Annotated in this window: 19 protein-coding genes; 7 read left to right on the forward strand and 12 right to left on the reverse strand. The window is 65.3% G+C overall.

Annotated elements, in window-relative coordinates; translation table 11 throughout:
- Positions 1 to 8: 8 nt before the first annotated feature.
- From ACNSTU_RS13900 to nadC, 3 genes are read left to right on the forward strand one after another with little or no spacing between them, the layout of a single operon-like run.
- The gene (locus ACNSTU_RS13900) at positions 9 to 284 is read left to right on the forward strand and encodes a monovalent cation/H+ antiporter complex subunit F (protein WP_418212504.1); all 276 of its coding nucleotides are present in this window, start codon (positions 9 to 11) and stop codon (positions 282 to 284) included.
- The gene (mnhG, locus tag ACNSTU_RS13905; protein ID WP_290630402.1) at positions 277 to 675 is read left to right on the forward strand and encodes a monovalent cation/H(+) antiporter subunit G; all 399 of its coding nucleotides are present in this window, start codon (positions 277 to 279) and stop codon (positions 673 to 675) included. Before ACNSTU_RS13900 ends, mnhG begins: the two co-directional genes overlap by 8 nt.
- Positions 672 to 1505: a carboxylating nicotinate-nucleotide diphosphorylase gene (gene nadC, locus ACNSTU_RS13910; protein WP_290630404.1), complete on the forward strand. Its 834-nt coding sequence runs from the start codon at positions 672 to 674 to the stop codon at positions 1503 to 1505. The genes mnhG and nadC overlap by 4 nt, the downstream gene beginning before the upstream one ends.
- Before the next feature lie 17 nt (positions 1506 to 1522).
- Here nadC and ACNSTU_RS13915 read toward each other — a convergent pair whose 3' ends face one another.
- The 4 genes from ACNSTU_RS13915 to ACNSTU_RS13930 form a co-directional block, all read right to left on the reverse strand.
- The gene (locus tag ACNSTU_RS13915; protein WP_290637194.1) at positions 1523 to 2398 is read right to left on the reverse strand and encodes an HDOD domain-containing protein; all 876 of its coding nucleotides are present in this window, start codon (positions 2396 to 2398) and stop codon (positions 1523 to 1525) included.
- A complete protein-coding gene (locus ACNSTU_RS13920; protein ID WP_290633566.1) occupies positions 2395 to 2715 on the reverse strand; it encodes a hypothetical protein in 321 nt (106 codons plus the stop codon). Before ACNSTU_RS13920 ends, ACNSTU_RS13915 begins: the two co-directional genes overlap by 4 nt.
- Positions 2716 to 3015: 300 nt before the next feature.
- Positions 3016 to 4365 carry a magnesium transporter gene (mgtE, locus tag ACNSTU_RS13925; RefSeq protein ID WP_290637195.1) on the reverse strand — a complete coding sequence of 450 codons (1350 nt, stop codon included), beginning with the start codon at positions 4363 to 4365 and terminating at the stop codon, positions 3016 to 3018.
- Between the two features lie 83 nt (positions 4366 to 4448).
- Positions 4449 to 5132: a hypothetical protein gene (locus ACNSTU_RS13930; RefSeq protein WP_290637197.1), complete on the reverse strand. Its 684-nt coding sequence runs from the start codon at positions 5130 to 5132 to the stop codon at positions 4449 to 4451.
- 226 nt (positions 5133 to 5358) lie between these two features.
- Here ACNSTU_RS13930 and ACNSTU_RS13935 point away from each other — a divergent pair, with 226 nt between their 5' ends.
- Together ACNSTU_RS13935 and ACNSTU_RS13940 are read left to right on the forward strand one after the other, a co-directional pair.
- The gene (locus ACNSTU_RS13935; RefSeq protein ID WP_290637198.1) at positions 5359 to 7314 is read left to right on the forward strand and encodes a methyl-accepting chemotaxis protein; all 1956 of its coding nucleotides are present in this window, start codon (positions 5359 to 5361) and stop codon (positions 7312 to 7314) included.
- A gap of 50 nt (positions 7315 to 7364) precedes the next feature.
- Positions 7365 to 7964, forward strand: coding sequence for a uracil-DNA glycosylase (locus tag ACNSTU_RS13940; protein ID WP_290632178.1), 600 nt, complete (start codon positions 7365 to 7367; stop codon positions 7962 to 7964).
- Between the two features lie 10 nt (positions 7965 to 7974).
- Here the strand turns inward: ACNSTU_RS13940 and ACNSTU_RS13945 are convergent, their stop codons facing one another.
- The 8 genes from ACNSTU_RS13945 to uraH form a co-directional block, all read right to left on the reverse strand.
- Positions 7975 to 8175 carry a hypothetical protein gene (locus tag ACNSTU_RS13945; protein WP_290632176.1) on the reverse strand — a complete coding sequence of 67 codons (201 nt, stop codon included), beginning with the start codon at positions 8173 to 8175 and terminating at the stop codon, positions 7975 to 7977.
- 200 nt (positions 8176 to 8375) lie between these two features.
- Complete coding sequence (locus tag ACNSTU_RS13950) at positions 8376 to 9326, reverse strand: LysR family transcriptional regulator (RefSeq protein WP_290632174.1); 951 nt, start codon at positions 9324 to 9326, stop codon at positions 8376 to 8378.
- 265 nt (positions 9327 to 9591) lie between these two features.
- Positions 9592 to 10086 carry an ureidoglycolate lyase gene (locus ACNSTU_RS13955; RefSeq protein WP_290632172.1) on the reverse strand — a complete coding sequence of 165 codons (495 nt, stop codon included), beginning with the start codon at positions 10084 to 10086 and terminating at the stop codon, positions 9592 to 9594.
- 10 nt (positions 10087 to 10096) lie between these two features.
- Positions 10097 to 11086, reverse strand: a complete 990-nt coding sequence (puuE, locus tag ACNSTU_RS13960) for an allantoinase PuuE (protein WP_290632170.1) — start codon at positions 11084 to 11086, stop codon at positions 10097 to 10099.
- Between the two features lie 60 nt (positions 11087 to 11146).
- Entirely contained in the window at positions 11147 to 11896 is a 750-nt protein-coding gene (locus ACNSTU_RS13965) for a GntR family transcriptional regulator (protein WP_290632168.1), read from the reverse strand.
- Positions 11897 to 12104: 208 nt separating this feature from the next.
- On the reverse strand, positions 12105 to 13199 hold the full coding sequence (locus tag ACNSTU_RS13970; RefSeq protein ID WP_290637200.1) for a porin: 1095 nt from the start codon (positions 13197 to 13199) through the stop codon (positions 12105 to 12107).
- A 204-nt stretch (positions 13200 to 13403) separates the two neighbouring features.
- Positions 13404 to 14582, reverse strand: a complete 1179-nt coding sequence (locus tag ACNSTU_RS13975) for a urate hydroxylase PuuD (protein ID WP_418212505.1) — start codon at positions 14580 to 14582, stop codon at positions 13404 to 13406.
- A gap of 79 nt (positions 14583 to 14661) precedes the next feature.
- Positions 14662 to 15015, reverse strand: a complete 354-nt coding sequence (uraH, locus tag ACNSTU_RS13980) for a hydroxyisourate hydrolase (protein ID WP_290633093.1) — start codon at positions 15013 to 15015, stop codon at positions 14662 to 14664.
- A 206-nt stretch (positions 15016 to 15221) separates the two neighbouring features.
- On the opposite strand from uraH, the gene uraD reads away from it, so the two are divergent.
- Positions 15222 to 15758 carry a 2-oxo-4-hydroxy-4-carboxy-5-ureidoimidazoline decarboxylase gene (gene uraD / locus ACNSTU_RS13985; protein ID WP_418212506.1) on the forward strand — a complete coding sequence of 179 codons (537 nt, stop codon included), beginning with the start codon at positions 15222 to 15224 and terminating at the stop codon, positions 15756 to 15758.
- Between the two features lie 189 nt (positions 15759 to 15947).
- Positions 15948 to 16679 (forward strand): aspartate/glutamate racemase family protein, encoded by a 732-nt coding sequence (locus ACNSTU_RS13990; RefSeq protein ID WP_290633036.1) that lies wholly within the window; start codon positions 15948 to 15950, stop codon positions 16677 to 16679.
- Positions 16680 to 16796 lie beyond the last annotated feature (117 nt).

Here is a 16796-nt window from a genome sequence, read left to right on the forward strand (position 1 = left end):
GTACGATCGTGATCGAGTGGGTGACTCTTGCAACAATGCTGATTCTCGTCCTGGCGCTGGTGCTGACGTTCGTGCGTCTGGTGGTCGGCCCGAGCCTGGCCGATCGCGTGGTGGCCCTGGAGCTGATCGCGCTGATCGCGGTGGGCATCATGATCGTCTACGCCATACAGGTGGAACGCGCCGCCTTCCTGGACGTCGCACTGGTACTGGCACTAACCGCGTTCATGGCCGCCGTCGGCTTCGCGCGGTTCCTGGAACGGGGAGGCAGCGGCCACAATGAGTGAAACGCTCACCGCCATCATCATGCTTCTTGGCGCGCTTCTGGTGCTGATCGGTGCCATTGGCGCCGTTCGCATGCCGGATCTGCTGCTGCGCATGCACGCCACCACCAAGGCCGGCGCTCTTGGCACGGGGCTGATCGCCGTGGCCGCCGCCATCTTCTTCGTGGACACGGGCGTGACGGTCCGCTCCCTGGCCATTGTCGCCTTCGTGATCCTGACCGCGCCGGTAGCGGCCCACATGATCGGCCGCGCGGGTTACTTCACCGGCGCACCGCTGTGGGACAAGACGCTCAAGGACGAACTGCGCCAGCGCCTGGACCGACACGGGCACTACCTGCACAGCGGTCTTGAAGACACCGACGACACGCCCCGGAGTGACCGGGACTCGCAATGATCACGCCGGATACGCTGCAGGACGATGTGCGCCGGGCGCTGGCAGAGGACGTCGGTGACGGCGACCTGACCGCAGCGCTGATCCCCGCGGACAGGCATGGCGAAGCCACGGTGATCAGCCGCGAGACGGCGGTGATCTGCGGTCAGGCGTGGTTCAATGCGGTCTATCAGCATTTGGACCCGGCGGTGACCATCCACTGGCACGTCCAGGACGGCGACACCGTCGAGCCAGACACCCTGCTCTGCGAACTGGGCGGACCCGCCCGCAGCCTCGTCACCGGCGAACGCACCGCCCTGAACTTCCTGCAGCTCCTGTCGGGCACCACCACCACCGCGCGCGCTTACGCGGCGGCCGTGGAAGGCACGGGCACGCGGATTCTCGACACCCGCAAGACCATCCCGGGGCTGCGCCAGGCGCAGAAATACGCCGTCGCCTGCGGCGGCTGCACCAACCACCGCCACGGCCTGTTCGACGCCATACTCATCAAGGAAAACCACATCATGGCCGCTGGCGGCATCACCGGCGCGGTGGCAGCGAGCCGCCGGCTGGCACCGGAGGTGACCGTCGAGGTGGAGGTGGAGAATCTGGATGAGCTCCGGGAGGCACTGGACGCCGGCGCGGATATCGTGCTGCTGGACAACTTCAGCCTGGCCGACCTGCGCAGCGCCCGGGCGATCACGGGGAACAGGGCCCGACTCGAGGCCTCCGGCAACGTCGATGAGCACGGCCTGCGCGCCATTGCCGACACCGGGGTGGACTACATCTCGGTCGGCGCGATCACCAAACACCTGCGGGCGGTGGATCTGTCCATGCGCTTCCGGGCAGTGTAACGGAGCTGTTCCCCACCCTAGGCGGAGACGCACGCGTCGTGGCCGATCGCCACGCGCACCAGATCGTGGCCGGCCGGGAGTTGGTCGTCCACGTCCTTCAGCACGCGCCGCAGGGTCTTCCAGTTGAGCCCCAGGCGCTTCATGGCGCTCTGGGAGAGCATCGGGATGGTGTCGTCGCCCGGATCGCCGATCTGCAGGCCTCGGGCAAGCACGTCAGCCAGGTGGACCATGCGCGTGACGTCGTGATGGACGTTCGCGGCCTCCGGGGTGTGATGAGAGCACACGGCTTCAACCAGATCCACGGGCAGTCCCCAGCGAACGGCCACACTGCCGCCGAACACGCAGTGGTCGAAACCCAGCACCGCCACTTCTGCGTCGCGGATCCAGGTATCGTGCCGCTGCCGGTAGCGCACGACCCCCTGAAACTCCCGCGGGAAGTAGACATCCAAGGCGATCCGGCCGAGATCGTGCAACAGACCCGCCGTGAACGCCTGCTGCTCGTCCTGCCCCAGGTTGGTGGCCAGCGCCCGGGCAATGACACCCACGCCGACGGAATGCTCCCAGAAGGCATAGCGGTCGAACCACTGGTCCCCACCCCCGGGCAACTGACGAAGCACGGCGGCCGCGATCATCGCCCGCTCCAGGGTTACCCTGGACGTGCTGCGGCAGATGCCGCGCACGCCGGACTCGCCGCTTCCGGCGCCGAAGAACGGGGTATCGAGAACGGTGAGCACGGCATGGGCAAATCCCGGATCCTGCTGCAGGATCTCGGCCAGCCGGTCGGCACCGACGCCGTCATTGCGAACGGCGGCGAGCGCACCGGAGACGGTTGCAGGCAGACCTGGCAGCTGACGAAGCGCCCCGTCCACATCCATACGCAGATGCAAAGTCACTGAGAGGCGGCCTCGCTCCGGTGGCTAGCGATCAGGGCACGCAGGTTGTTCATCCCCGGGGAAAAACGCCAGTGTCTGAACAGGTGATTGAGCGCATCGTCGAGAGAGGCGTCCGCTCCCTGATCGGTCGCTGCTGACTCCGCCCCCTCCACGGGCACCGCCTCCACCGCGAACAACTGCAGTCGCCGACGGATCCGGTCGTCCACCAGGGTTCCGGCGGCGACGAGCACACCACCCTGTTCATCATGCAGGTCTCGCGCAAGGCGGTCACCCGGGGCGATGGACGTCAACGGTTTGTAAACCACTGTTCCAGTCATGCTCATTACTCCCGTTCAGACTGCTGGCGCCCCGTGTATCGCCCTGCACGATCTACTACGTCTGTAGCGTATTGGCAGCAAGTGTAGTTGCCGGTTCGGTCCACAAACGTGACGTATTCCACAAGTTAAGCGGCCATGTAAAATCCTCTTAATAAGGATTTTTTTTGTCGCCAAACCAGATAGTTACAGAACAGACCGGGAAGACAAACCTGTTGCCTCAAGGCAACGGTATGCGGGTTGAATACAACGGGAATGCGGCCGGACAGCCCCCGTCGAAAAGGCTGTCCGGCCGGCCGGGAACTACCCCGGAAGGGTGAGAAACGCAGTCGCGATGGAGAAGTAGATCAGAATGCCGAAGAAGTCGGCGATCGACGTGATCAACGGCGCGCTCGCGGTGGCCGGATCCAGGTTGAACCGGGCGAGCACGAACGGCAGCAACATGCCGATCATGCTGCCCATCACCACGACCCCGATCATGGCCAGGGAGACAATCATGGCAAGCTCCGTCCCTCCGCGCCAGACGCCCAGCACCGAGACCGCAAGCCCCATGGTCACGCCGAGCGCAATCGCGACGCCGAGCTCCTTGCCCCAGAGCCGCAACCAGTCCTTAATGCGCACGTCACCCGTAGCCAGGGCGCGCACCATCATGGTGGCGGACTGGGAGCCGGCATTGCCGCCGGAGTCGACGATGAGGGGCAGGAAGAACACCAGCGCCACCACCGCCTCGATGGTCTCTTCGTAGTAGGCGATAACCGTGCCGCCGAAGACGTTGGCGAACACCAGCAGCACCAGCCAGCCCACGCGCTTGCGGTAGAGCAGCGACGGCCGCGCCTCTTTGAGGCTGAGGTTCAGGGCACCGACACTGGCCATCTTGTGGAAGTCCTCGGTGGCCTCTTCCTCGACCACGTCGATGACGTCGTCCACCGTGACAATCCCGAGCATGACGCCCGTGGCGTCGACCACCGGCAGTACTTCCAGGTCGTAGTGCTTCATCAGCCGGGCGGCTTCCTCGCGGTCTTCGGAGACGAGCACCTTCACCGGGTCGTCCTTCATGACCTCTTCGATGCGGCGATCCGGGCGCCCGAGAACGAAATCCCGCAGGCGGACCTGCCCCAGCAGCGCGCCGCGCACGTCGGTGACGAACACCACGTTGAGGGTTTCGCCGGCCTCGCTGCGATCGCGCACGTGGTTGAGCGCCTGCTCCACCGTCCAGCCCACGCGGACGGTGACGAACTTGGGCGTCATGATGCGCCCGGCGCTCTCCTCCGGATACCCCAGCAGGCGCAAGGCTTCCTTGACGTTCTCCGGAGACAGCAGCTGCAGCAGCGACTCCAGCTCCTCCGGCTTCTGCCTTTCCAGGATGGCCGTGCGATCGTCGGGGAGCTGGTGATAGAGAATGAAGCGGCCGTCGGAGGGCTGCATCTCTTTCAGCAGCGTGTCCTGAAGGCTGGGGGCCATGTACGCGAACACCGGCGGTTGCCGGTCCCGCGGGACGCGCAGCAGCAACTGTCCGGCGTCATCCGCCTCAAGCTCGCTGATCGCCTCGGCGATGTCCTGGACGGCCATCTCTTCAAGATGGCCGTCCAGGGCATCCCAGTGCTCGGACTGGTACAGTGAAATAAGCTCCTGGATGACTTCCGTCTTCTCCATGCGTATCCCCTTCTGTTGGCGGCGAGTTACAAGGTTACATCCGCACTATCTCAATCATGTGGCAGTCGTCAAAGCGATGCGGCTCAGAACGCCGTCGCCACTCCGACCGTCCACCAGTTCGTGTCGGGGGCCCGACGCTCCCAGCCGTAGCCCACGTCGAGATCAGCCCTTCCCGCCAGGCTCACGCGTAGCCCGGACTGAACCTCGGTCCGGTCCCGTTGATCGCCGTAGATTTCTGCGATGGCGCTCACGGCCGGAAACAGGGCGACCTCTCCGCCGAAACCCCACGTGGCCACGTCACGGTCGTCGGCGTCACGCTGATGAGACCATCCGAGGTTGTAGCGGAACATGGCGCGGCCGTCGGCCATAGGGACATCGACGGGAAAGAACAGTTCGGCTTCGCGGACGCGGTCGGTATCCGGATCCATGAAGACACCGCCGGCGACTGCGACCCCCAGATCCCGTTCGGCGGCGTCGGCAAGCGTCCATTTGCCGGTCACGCCTACCAGGTCACGGTCCACCCCGTCGGCGCGCTCCCGCTCCCCTTCCAGTGCGATTTCCCGGCCGGGATGAACGCCGTAGGCGAGAGCGGCAGCGCGGGTGTCATTGCCACCCGACTGCCGGCTGTACCAGCCCTCGAAGGCGATCTGGCCGTGCGCGGTGACCTCCGTGTCATCCACCACGTAATGCCCCCCGGCAGGGAAACCGGTGACGGGGACAAGCCCCAGAATGGCCAGCACCAAACACTTGTGCCGTGTTGTGGTCATGCGCCCCCCCCCCCCGGTCGTCCTGATCGCAGTGTTGACGCACAAGCATACCGCGACCTGCTAGCGGTCAGGACGTTTCACTTTCCCCCATCACCATGGCCAAACGTGAACCACTCATCAAAATGAGCACAATAGATCCAGTTATTGTATACAGAACTTGTGACCATGCTATAGGGTCTCCCGCAGACACGGCTCGATGCTCCCACGGCAACGACGGATCAGTGCCATGCCCTTTACCAACATGCCCACGCAACTCTCAATGACCTGGAAACTGGTGCTCGCGATGGGAGCAATCATCGTCATTACCGTGGCGATGGCCGTTACCATGCAATACCGGCTGTTCGGCACCATGCTGGAAGACCGGGTCACCAATACCGAACTCCCCGCCATTCTCGACGGTGTCAGCAACGACGTCGGCCGGCAGCTTGAGGGGCCGCTAGGCGTCGCCCGGGGCATGGCCGAGAACACCTTCGTCCGTCAGTGGCTGCGCGACGGCGAACCGGAATCCGGGCGCGAAGCGATCACTGACTACTTGGGTCACCTCCAGGACGACCTGGGCGCGGTGAGCGTCAACATCGCCTCCAAAGAGACCGGGCACTACCTGGAGCGGGAGGGGATTACGCGCCAACTGGAGCGAGGCGACCCGGACCACAGCTGGTTCTATGACTTCATCGACAGCGGCGCGTTTGAACGCCTGAGCATCGATGTGGACCTCAACACCAGTGTATACACGCTATACGTGAACTACCGTATCGACTTTGACGGGCATCCTGGCGGCAACGCCTCCGTCGGCTATCGCCTCGACGAGATGACGGATCTGGTCGCCGACACCCGGGTCGGTGAAACCGGCCAGGCGTTCCTCATCGACGGCAGCGGCAAAGTGTCCGTACACCCCGATGGCCGCGAGGCGGCCGGGATTCCCCTTGCCGAGCAACTGGGCGTTCCCGACACCGACGCCCGCGCCCTGCTCGACGGCGACGGCTTCCGCTCCATCGAGGTCACCGACAGCGCCGGTGAGCGGCAGATCATCGCGGCCCGCAATCTGCCCGGCATCGACTGGATGGCCGTGGCGCGCATCCCGGCGGCCGAGCTCTACAGCGAACTCAACCAGGCCGTGTCGTGGGTGGCACTCATGGGCATCGCCATCGTCACGGCCGGGCTGATTGCTGTGGCGGTGCTGATCCGCCGCATGGTGCGCCCGCTGCGGCAGCTGGCGGAGACGCTGCGACAGCTCGGCAGCCAGGGCGGCGACCTGCGCACGCGGCTGGACGAGAGCCGCGATGACGAGATTGGGGAGCTGGCCCGCGGATTCAACGCCTTCGTTGCCGACCTCCAGGGCATTGTCGACCGCGTGGCCCAGCGCAGTGACGACCTGCAACACGCCGTAGCCACCGTATCCGACCAGATCAACCAGGCGGCGGATCACGCGGCGCAACAGGCCGAGCAGACCAATGAGGTGGCGACGGCGGTCAACGAGATGGGCAGCACGGTGCACGAGATCGCGCGCAACACCAGCGAGGTGGCACAGCTCGCCACCGAAACCAACCAAACGGGGGAACAGGGTCGGCAGATCGTCACGGAGAACGTGGCATCCATTCAGCAGCTGTCCGGCACCATGCAGGAAGCCGGTCAGGCCATGGACGGGCTGGCCACCGAAGTGGACTCCATCACCAGTGTGCTCGACGCCATCAGCGGCATCTCCGAGCAAACCAACCTCCTGGCGCTGAACGCCGCCATCGAGGCCGCCCGCGCCGGCGACCAGGGCCGCGGATTCGCGGTGGTGGCCGACGAGGTCCGGACCCTGGCCCAGCGCACCCAGGAATCCACCGAAGAGATCCGCGGCACCATCGAACGCCTGCAGTCCAGCGCCCAGTCGGTATCGCGCTCCATGGATGACGGCCACGCCATGACCACCCGCTGCGTGGACCAGAGCGAACGCAGCGGCGAAGCGCTCAGGCAGATCGGTGACCGCGTGGGCACCATCAACGACATGACGCACCAGGTCGCATCGGCCACGGAAGAGCAGACCTCCGCGACGGAAGAGATCAACCGCACCATCACCAACATCGCCGATCTGGGACGCCGGACCAGCACTGTCAGCGATACGTGCCGCAGCGAGTGCGAACGCATGCGGTCACTGGCCTCGGAACTGGAAGAGCTGATGCGGCGGTTCCGGACCTGATCCGGCGCAAGGGGGGCGGCGTGTCGCCGCCGGCCAGGGAAGACGGTATCATGGCGGCCATGTCGCGCACTGCTCCCGAAAAATGCACCGCCTGCGCCCTGTGCGAGACGCGCACGCAGGTCGTGCTGCCGGACGGCCCGGCGTGCGGGCTGCTGGCCGTGGGCGAGGCGCCGGGGCACCAGGAAGATGTCACCGGTGTGGGGTTCGCGGGCAGCGCCGGGCGTACTCTGGACCGGGTTCTCGCGGAACACGGTCTCGGCCGCGATGCCTACGCGCGCACCAATATCGTGCGCTGCCGGCCGCCGGACAACCGCCGACCTCGCCGCGCCGAAATCGATGCCTGCAGCCCCTGGCTTACGGACACGCTGCGGGCGTTCACGCCCGGCGTGCTGCTCGCCGTGGGCCACACGGCCACGAAGCATCTGCTGCCGTACTGGAAAGACAATCACCTGGGGCGGATCCGCACGCTGCTGGCCGAGTCACCGTCGGCGGGCGACCTGCCCTGCTACCGGGGCGTACCGGTGGTGCCCATGCCCCACACCTCCGGGCTCTCCTGGAACCAGAAGCAGCCGGATGGCACACCGGTCAGCCACCTGGGCCGGTCGGCGGTGGCACTGGCGGTGGCACTCGCCTCCCGGTCCGGGCGCTGAGCACGGGGTATCAGACCGACGCCCCGTAGAGTTCCCACGGGAAGGTACGATCGCTCAGCACGGCGCCACTGGCGGTGGTGAAGCGCGCCGCAATGGCCGCACCGCTTTCGTCATCCGCGTCGAACACCTGCCGCGGCGCCTGGGGCGCGTCCTGTTCGGGGAGTTTCATGCCCCACATCTCGGGCTGGAAAAAACCGTTCACGAAGCTCATCTCGATACCTCTTTCTCATCGACGGCGTACCGGTTGCCAATACGTGTCGAATGGTGCTGATGCGGGGTGCATCAAATGGCCCTTTTGGGGCCTTTCCGTGTCTTCCCGGGATCCGATGAAGACAGGTATCAAGATACCGATTTGCAACTTTTTCGGAAACGGCTTTTATCGAAAATCATTTGTTCCCATAAAGGGAAAAACTAGTTCTGCGTCGCTGCGGCAGGAAGGCGCGCTTCAGCCTGATCCCGCTCCCAGGGCGGCACCGGTTTGAACTCCTCCACGAGGAAGTCCACGAACGCACGGATTTTCCGCGCCAGGTGGCGCCCCTGCGGAAACAGCACGTAATAAGATGAATTCTCCTGCACGTAGTCGGGCAGCACCTGCACCAGCCGGCCGCTGCGGATGTCCGGCGCCACCAGCCAGGTGGACAGGCGCGCCACGCCGACACCGGCAAGGGCTGCCTCGTACAGGGCGCTGGCGGTGCTGGCGCGGAAGTTGCCGTCCACGTGGATCCGGCGCGGCCGCCCGTGCTCGCCGTCGAAATCCCAGTCATTGAAGCTGGACACGTTGTAGAGGGTGAGACAGTTGTGGGCTTCCAGATCCTCCGGGCTGGCGGGCAGGCCGCGGCGTTTGATGTAGTCGGGCGAGGCCACGATGACCCGGCGGTTCACGGCCAGCTGGCGCACCACCAGCGACGGGTCGTCCACCTGCTCCTGGAGCATGATGGCCACGTCGATTCCCTCTTCCAGCATGTTCACCGGGCGGTCCGTGAGTTCCAGTTCGATGTGCACATCCGGGTTCTCGCGCAGGAAGCGGTTGATGCGCGGCAGCACCTGAACACGTGCGAAGGCCGCCGTGGCGGTCACGCGCAGCGTCCCGCGCACCTCGCCCTGCAGCGACCCCACCGCTTCCTCCGCCTCCTGGATGGAGGCCATGATTCCCGAACAGCGGGTGTAGAAATCGCGCCCCACCTCGGTGAGGCTGATGCGCCGCGTCGTGCGGTTGAACAGACGCGCGCCGAGCCGGTCTTCAAGACGCCGGATCTGCTTGCTGACCGCGGATGGCGTCATGTGGAGATCCCGCGCCGCCGCGGAGAAGCTTCCCTGCTCCACGCAGCGGACGAAGATCATCATTTCCGATGACTGGTCCATGTAACGTCTCCTCCAGATTTGTTCTTTCAGTTCACGCCATTTTTTCTCTTATCGGTATTCCTGGCGCGATTAAAGCGGTGCTAATCTGAGTCCATGCATTCGGGGCGAAAAAGGCCGTGAATTCCGAAACGGAGATCCCGCCCCGATCCGAATACGGCCTCCTCATCGCGGGCGTTCGCGCGCCGCGATGCCTCCCCCTGCTTCGCTCGATGGCGAAGCATTCTTGAAGAGCCCTCCCGGGCTCTTTTTTTTTGCCCTGATCGCGTCAGCCAGACACGGTCATCGGACAGGGCAGGTCGCGTTCGTCACAATTATTACCATCCCCGGCGCGATCCACCACCAGAAAATCGCCGACGCGGTCCAGCGCCAGCATGGGGTGATGCCAAACGCCGGCGTGGAAATTGACGCCCTGCCGGCCGTTGGTCACGAACGCCCGGATCTCCTCCGCACGGATGGTTTCACCGGCCGGGGCCACAACCACCACGAAACGGTCGCCATTGACGGGCATGAACGCCTGACTGCCCTGGGGATGGCGCTCCAGCAGTTCGAGGCTGATTGGGAAGCGATAGGGCTGACTGCGGAAGATACTGATGATCGGCCGCGCGTTGTCACCGAGGATCTGCACCTGCGCCTGGTCGTGATAACGCTGGGTGTTGCCCCCGTTGATGGGAAAGGATTCCACGCGATCATCCACCTGGATGACATCACCGAACGGCGCGAAGGCGTCGCGGGTCAGCGGTGCGGCGGTGAGCGTCTGCATGCCTTCCTCCTCAACTGCCGGATTCCGCGGCGGTGGCCGCGCTGCCGGCGCCCGCACCGACGATGCCCGGGTGGGGATGCACCGTGGCCCAGTGGCGGGCAATATCCACCCGGCGACTGACCCAGACCCGGTCGTGGGCTTCGATGTGGTCCAGAAACCGCTGCAGGGCCCGGAACCGGCCTGGCCGACCGATCAGCCGCGGATGCAGGCCGATGGAGAGCATCTTCGGCGCCTCGGCGCCCTCGTCGTAGAGCACGTCGAAGGCGTCGCGCAAGTAGCTGAAGAACTGGTCGCCGGAATTGAAGCCCTGGTTGGTGGCGAAGCGCATGTCGTTGGTATCCAGGGTGTACGGCACCACCAGATGCGGTTTGCGCTCCCCGGCGCTGGTTTCGACCTCGGTCCAGAACGGCAGGTCGTCGCCGTAGTAGTCGGAGTCGTAGAGGAAGCTACCGTTCTCCACCACCAGCCGGCGGGTGTTGGGGCTGTCGCGGCCGGTGTACCAGCCCAGGGGCGCTTCGCCGGTGAGGCGGCGCAGGGCTTCGATGCCGCGCTCCATGTGGGCGCGCTCGGTGGCCTCGTCCATATCCTGGTAGTGGATCCAGCGCCAGCCGTGGCAGGCGATCTCATGGCCCAGTTTGACGCAGGCGTCCGCCACCTCGGGGTTGCGCTCCAGGGCCATGCCCACACCGAACAGGGTCAGCGGCAGGTTGCGCCGCTCGAACTCCCGCAGCACCCGCCATACGCCAACCCGGGAGCCATACTCGTAGATGGACTCCATGCTCATGTGACGATCGGCGTAGGGCTGTGCGCCGATGATCTCGGAGAGGAAGATCTCGGAGTAAGGGTCGCCGTGGAGCACGTTGCTCTCGCCCCCCTCCTCGTAGTTCAGCACGAACTGCACGGCCACGCGGGCCTGCCCGGGCCACTGGGCGTGGGGCGGGTTGCCGGCGTACCCGCGCATGTCGCGCGGATAGGTGTCGCTGATGCTCGCGTTGGCCATGCCTGTTCTCTCCTCCTGGGCGTTCATGCGGACGCCTCCGCAGGGCCCGGGCGACGGCCGTCAGCCGTCTCCGGCGCCACTTTGCGCACGCCGCTGAAAAATCGATTTGAAATCCGGTGTACCCTCGCTGCCGCTCTCGAACCGCAGCGAGCGCTCAATGTGTTCAAGATGGCCGGCCATCCACGTACGGGCCTTGTCCTTCTCGCCGGCCTCCAGAAGATCCAGCACTTCGCCATGATCGCCGCAGTCGCAGCCGATGCTGTCGGTCGATCCATATACGGCGATCACCAGCGACGAGCGCAGGGCTAGCTGGCCAATGAACTCGCTCATGGGTTCATTGCGCGCCACCCGCGACAGCCGCGTGTGAAAGGCTGCCGAGAGCTGGATGGCCTGACGCTGCTCGCCTTCCGCCTGCGCCTGGCGCTCGTCGCGCACCAGCTGTCGCAGTTCGGCCAGATCCTCTTCCGTCATGTTGTCGGCCACGGCGTCCATGAGTGCGCACTCCACCATGCGCCGGGCACCGAAGACGTCCCGCGCTTCCCCGGGCGACGGCCGCGCCACGCTGGCGCCGCGGTTCGCCTGGATCGTGACCAGGCGCTCCAGCGCCAGCCGCTGCAGCACCTTACGGATGCCGGTGCGGCTGACGTCGAACGCCTCCGCCAGGGCGTCTTCCGGCAGGCGGTCACCGGGCGACAGGCGATGCTCCACGATCGCCTCGCTCATGGCGCGGTAGATCTCCTCGTCGCGCCGTGTATCCCGTGATTTTCCCTTGCGGCGGTTGCCCATGGCAGTGATGTTGTCTCTGGACATGACGCTCTCCCCTCGAAAATGCGTTGTATCGTCGGCCCTCTGACACCGAGGATAGCCGGACGCTCCGTATGAGTATACTTAACATGTATACAACATACTACTTAACTCGATCCGGGAGCCGTCATGCCGGTAGCAATACCTGCCGCGAACGGCGTCGCGACTGTAAGGCGGGGTGCGGCCACCCGCACCCCGCATACGGCCGGCGGCGTCAGAAACGCAGCTGCATGCCGGCACCCACGTTGTGGCCTTCGTCATCGATATCGTCGATGTCATCCATGAAGTAGGTGGCGTAGGCGGTGGCCATCTCGCCCACGGGCAGTTCGTAGCCGACGGCCCAGGTGTTGCGGTCGCCGCCGTCGTTGACTGCTATCGGATCAGGCGGGTCACCGGCGTCACTAAAGTCACCACCGTCAACGCGCGATCCATCAGAGAACGCATAAGACGCCAAGATCTGACCCGGACCGGCATCCACACTCACACCGGCGGTCACCGTGTTCATGGAGAAGTCGTCGGCGTCCAGGTCATTGTCGATGTGCTGGAACTGGCCGTAGAGCTGGAAGGTGCCGAAGTCGTACATGCCGCCCAGCAGCGCTGCGTACTGGGTGCCTTCTTCACCTGAAGCGTTGAAGTCCAGGCCGTAATCCACCGCATGCGCGGCCGCCGTGCCGGTGAAACCACCAGCGCGGTAAACAAGATTCGCACCGATGCGGTCATCACCGCGGGAATCGCTGCCCTCGTCACCGAAGCCGTACATCACGGTGAAGGTCATGCCGTTCACGCTCGGCGCCGTGTACTGCACCGTGTCGCTCCACCCGGAGTCCCCAACCAGGTGCGCATACTGCGGCCCGCCTGCGTAGGTGTGGTAGTTGGCCGGTGAGAACTCGAACGAGCCGCCGAACGGGTTGGTGAACACCATGGGCAGGAACAGCGGCGCGGTCACTCGACCGCCGCGCACTGTGCCGTACTCCGTCTCCACACCGACGTTGGCGTTGCGGGCGAAGAAGACGTCGCCGTCAAAGCGTCCCTGCTCGGCGGAGTCGGGACGGAAGAAGGCTTCGATATCACCCACCACGGCCAGGCCGTCATTGACCTGGTGCCGCGCCGAGATGCCCCAGTAGGAGGTGTCCTTGCCGCCGGCGCTGAGCTTGCCAGTCCAGCGGTCTTCACCCAGCGGGTTATGCGCACCGCCGTAGACGTCGATGATGCCGTGCATCTCCACTTCAGTATCGGCCTTGGCCATGCTCGCGGCCAGCACCAGCGTCGCGGCGCCGGAGTAGCGAACCAGTGTGTTTGTTGTCGTCATGGTGTGTTCCTCCCGAAGTTCTCTCGTTTTTGGTGTGCCCGGTTCGCCGCACGGCGGAGGGTCGTGCCGTCCTGTTCTGCAAACCGCAATGGTATTCGAGCATGTATACAAAGTTGGGCGCAATACTTTGTGACCCTTGTCTTGCGATGCGTCGCACCATTCTCACCGGGGGGGGCGCCGATCACGCCCCCTGTGCCGAGCCTGTCAGTCGTCGTCCAGGCCCCGGTACCAGTGCTCCACCTTGGCGCGCTCTTCCTCGCTCATGTCGGTGGGATTGCCCGGGGGCATGCTGTGGTTGCCGACTACCCGCGCCACGTTGCGCGCCTGGCGCTCCAGGTCGGCCTCGTCCTCGAACGCGATGCCGCCCTGCTGGACCTCGACCGCATGGCAGGCCAGACAGTGGTTCTCGGCGATCTCCCAGGCCACTTCCGTCTCCACGGGCTCACCCACATCGGCGCTGTCGGTATCCGGTGCCGGGCGCTGCTCCGGCATGGTCAGGAAGAAGGCCCCCAGCAGCAGCACGAAGCCCACCGGCAGGATCCAGACCTTTTTCTCCGGCAGGTGGCGCACGTTGAAGTAGTGGCGGATGGCGACACCGCCGGCCATGATCAGCGCCAGCACGACCCAATTCCACTCGTGGGCGTAGGTGCCCGGGTAGTGGTTGCTGATCATGATGAACAGCACCGGCAGAGTGAGATAGTTGTTGTGCCGCGACCGGGTCAGGCCGGCCTTGCCCTTGGCACCGTCCGGCGCACGGCCCTCCTTCATGGCATCCACCAGATCGCGCTGGTTAGGGATGATGACGAAGAAGACGTTGGCCACCATGATGGTGCCGATGGCCGCACCCACGTGGATGAATGCTCCGCGGCCGCCGTAGATCTGCGTCATGGCGAAGCTGAGCAGCACCAGCAGCACGGCGATCACGCCCGCCAGCAGCCCCGGCCGGTCCCCCAGCGGCGACTTGCACAGCAGGTCGTAGACAATCCAGGACAACACCAGCGTACCGATGCCGATGCCGATGGCCACAGGCACGCTCAGGTCGGCCACCCGGCTGTCGATGAGATAGGACTCGGCGCCCATGTAGTAGACCAGCACCAGCAGCACGAAGCCGGAGACCCAGGTCATGTAGGCTTCCCACTTGAACCAGTGCAGCGTCTCGGGGAGCTTGTCCGGGGCGACCTTGAACTTCTCCAGGTAATAGAACCCGCCACCGTGCACGGCCCAGAGGTGGCCGGCGATGTTGTCGCGGTTGCGCTGCGCGGCCCGGTCCAGGTGGTTCTCGAGCCAGTTGAAGTAGAACGAGGCACCGATCCAGGCGATGCCGGTGATGAAGTGGGCCCAGCGAACCAGCAGTTCCAGCCAGGTATGAATATGGCTTTCCATTCTCTCTCCTCCACCCGGGGCCGCGGACCGTCACCGGCGGCCCGGGACGGGCGAGCCGGTAACGGCGCGCGGACGCGAATCAGCTGCCCCGGTACGTGCTGTAGCTGTAAGGGGATACCAGAAGCGGGACGTGGTAGTGCTCGCCAGGGCTGGCAATGCCGAAGCGCACGACGACATCATCGAGGAATGCGGGTTCGGGCAGGTCCACGCCGCGGGCACGGAAGTAGGCGCCGGCGTGGAACTCCAGCTCGTACTGCCCGGCGGTGAAGGCCTCGCCCTCCAGCACCGGGGCGTCGCTGCGGCCGTCGGCGTTGGTGGTCACCGTCTTCAGGTGCTGCCGCTCACCCGCGCTGATGCGGTAGACGTCGATCCGCATGTTGGCGCCGGGAGCGCCGTGCGCGGTGTCGAGTACATGTGTTGTCAGGCGTCCCATAACGTTCTCTCCGAGATCGTTGGCAAAAGTGACACTGGCAATATATCCACGTTTGTATGCAATCGCAATATACAATCGACGCTGCACCGCACCGGGGCGAGACGCCCCATAGTGACGCACGGCGCGGAGTGCCGCTCTTGATGGAATGTACACAGTTACGTATACATAGACGTTGGGAAACCCATTCGTGACAGAGGACACCACCCATGGCCATCGACTCCACCCGCTTTCCGACACCTCCGCGCGAGCTGGACTACGCCACCTTCATGGACCATTTCGCCGGTGTGTACGAACACACGCCCTGGATCGCACAAGCACTCTGGCAGCGGGGCCTGGACGACCGCCACGACACGGTGGCCGGGCTCGCTGACGCTATGGCCGAGATGCTCAACGAGGCGTCAGACGCCGACAAGCTCAAGCTCCTGCGCGCTCACCCGGAGCTGGCCGGCAAGGCCGCGGTGCGCAAGGAGCTCACCGACGAGTCCTCCGGTGAACAGGCGGGCGCGGGGCTCGATGAGTGCACGGAAGAAGAATTTCAGCGGTTCATGACACTCAACGAGCAGTACAACGCGCGCTTCGGCTTTCCCTTCATCATGGCCGTGAAGGGCTACCACCGCACGGAAATCCTGGCTGCGTTCGAGCAGCGGGTGAACAATGACCAGGACACGGAGTTCCGCACCGCCGTGGACCAGGTGAACCGTATCGCCCGCCTGCGGCTGCAGGCGATTGCCGAGGAAGGGTAAGCTGAGACGTTGCCACAGGTGCCGATCGGGTACGCCGGTCACGGACACGCTGTGAACCCATCCATGGGCGCTTGACCGCGGCCATCCAGGCCGCGGACAGTCCGTGACCGGCCTACCCGACCGGCACCGGAGATACATGTACGACATCTCGGTCACCGCCGACACGCTCGTTGAGAGGGAACACCAGCCATGCGCATCCAGGTCATCAACCCGAACACCAGTGCCCACATGACCGATGCCATCGGCGATGCGGCGCGCGCGGTGGCCAATCCCGGCACGGAAATCCTGGCCGTGAACCCCGCCGACGGGCCGCCCTCCATCGAGGGGCACTACGACGAAGCCATGGCCGTGCCGGGCATGCTGGCGAAGGTTCGCGAAGGGGAACAGGCCGGCGTGGACGGCCACGTGATCGCCTGCTTCGGCGATCCAGGCCTCATGGCGGCCCGGGAGGTTGCGGCCGGCCCGGTCATCGGCATCGCCGAGGCGGCCATGCACATGACCAGCCTGATCGCACCACGGTTCGCCGTGGTCACCACCCTGGACCGCACCCGCATTATTGCCGCCCACCTGGCGGAGCAATACGGCATGGCGCGGCACTGCTGCAGCATCCGCGCCACGGAGATCGCCGTGCTGGAGCTGGATGATCCCGACTCCGACGCCCGCGCCCGCATCACCGCCGAGTGCCGTGCGGCTATCGAGCAGGACCGGGCCGAGGCCCTGGTGCTGGGCTGTGCCGGCATGGCGGATCTGCCGCGGGCGTTGTCGGATCAGCTGGGCGTGCCGGTAGTCGACGGCGTGGGCGCCGCCGTAAAGCTGGTGGAGAGCCTGGTGGGCATGGGGCTTGAAACCAGCAAGGCCGGGGGTCTGGCGTACCCGGTGGCGAAGACGTATGCGGGCGATCTGGGGCGGTTCTCTCCGTAGGGCCGGGGTGGAATGGTGGACCTGAAGGTCCACCCTACGTGGGGCTGGTGTCGGGTGGGTGCCTGGATGAACCCGGGATTGGTGGACCTGACGGTCCACCCTACGTGGGGCTGGTGT

Source organism: Aquisalimonas sp. APHAB1-3, from assembly GCF_048323695.1.
Taxonomy (GTDB): domain Bacteria; phylum Pseudomonadota; class Gammaproteobacteria; order Nitrococcales; family Aquisalimonadaceae; genus Aquisalimonas.